This is a genomic window from Vibrio sp. YT-18 (assembly GCF_033337345.1).
GTDB lineage: Bacteria > Pseudomonadota > Gammaproteobacteria > Enterobacterales > Vibrionaceae > Vibrio > Vibrio alginolyticus.
Genome location: NZ_JAWOQO010000106.1, coordinates 1 through 1415, shown reverse-complemented (window position 1 = coordinate 1415; position 1415 = coordinate 1). Strand labels below are relative to the sequence as shown.

2 protein-coding genes are annotated in these 1415 nt (G+C 45.3%); both read right to left on the bottom strand.

Annotation, left to right across the window (positions count from 1 at the left end):
* Window positions 1-130: 130 nt before the first annotated feature.
* Window positions 131-523 carry a DUF1090 domain-containing protein gene (locus tag R7M72_RS24685; protein ID WP_101945034.1) on the bottom strand — a complete coding sequence of 131 codons (393 nt, stop codon included), beginning with the start codon at window positions 521-523 and terminating at the stop codon, window positions 131-133.
* A 112-nt stretch (window positions 524-635) separates the two neighbouring features.
* The gene (gene greB, locus R7M72_RS24680; protein WP_005458979.1) at window positions 636-1127 is read right to left on the bottom strand and encodes a transcription elongation factor GreB; all 492 of its coding nucleotides are present in this window, start codon (window positions 1125-1127) and stop codon (window positions 636-638) included.
* Window positions 1128-1415: the final 288 nt, after the last annotated feature.

Sequence of the window (1415 nt, the reverse complement as noted above, 5' to 3'; positions counted from 1 at the left end):
AGACGCGGTTTTGGGAAATTATTTGCGCGCCGCCCTAAGTATTTAGCGATATTGACTTTGTTTCGAGATGTGAACAACGCCACAAAAACGCGATGAGAGGTGGCTTTAACCGCCGCGAAGGTCGGTGCGCCTACTGGCCGTAATTCCATTCCAACTCACGTTTAGCGTCTAACCATTCTTTTTGCGCTTCATCTAACTTTCGGCGCTTTTTCTCGATTTTGTCGCTCGAACCCGACGTTTGTGCCTCTGCCAATTCTAGCTCGCGAGCTTTTACTTTTTGCGCTTTTTGTTCGACTTCTGCTTGCAGTTTTTCGCGTAAATCTTCTTCCGAGCATTCATCCTCAATCGCAGCAAGGGCTCGTTTTAATCCATCAATGCGCTTTTGATTACCTTGTACTGTGGCGTATTCAATTTGCTGCTCAAGAGCAAACGCTTTGGCATCACACCCTTTTAGCTCTTCTTGAGCGACAGTAGGAAGCGAAATAGCCATCGTTAACGCAGCACCACAAATCACGGCTTTCATTTTAAACCTCTCCAGTAAATACAGCTCGCGCCCTCAAATGAGGGCGCATAAAAATAGGTCAACATCATTGGCAAACGCACTTCGCTCGCCGAATGTTTCAAGGTCGAGGAAGTTAAGATTCTGCGCTTTGCTTGTTGTATTCAATCGAATTGATGAACCACTCTTTGTCACCTTCCGGCGTTCGAACGGTAAATTCTTCATCCACTTGCTTTTTCAACATGGCTCTGGCCATAGGGGAATCAATGGAGATGTAATCTTTGGCATCGCCATATATTTCTTCTGGCCCCACAATGCGGAACTTCTTCACATCACCGGCTTCGTTTTCAATCTCGACCCAAGCACCAAAAAAGACTTTGCCTTCTTGTTGAGGTGAGTAATCTACGATGGTGACTTCAGGTAAAAACTTTCTGAGAAAACGAACGCGTCGATCGATTTGACGCAGCAGTCGTTTATTGAAGGTGTAGTCAGCATTTTCCGAACGATCGCCAAGGCTGGCCGCCCACGTCACGATCTTGGTGATTTCTGGACGCTTTTCATTCCAGAGGTAATCGTGCTCTTGCTTGAGTTTGTTATAACCTTCACGGGTAATCAGCTTAGTTTTCAATTTGGCTCCTATTCATTTCGGCATAAAAAAAGCCGCACATTAAGCAGCATCGACGCTTATGCGATCTTCATCCTAAACCTAGAATTATACCCAAAGCCACAAGATTCTCAGAGCGGACTTTGGGTATTGGCAATTAGGTTAGGCGACGGTTCGACTATTTTTCGTAATCTGGTTTTTTCGTCACGATGTAATTGGTTTCACTCGCCACTTACGCACCGTGCTTTAAGAAGTTTTTACCCAAAATCATGCTGTAATGAAAGCGTCCGCGATCTTGCAAATTCACGCGAA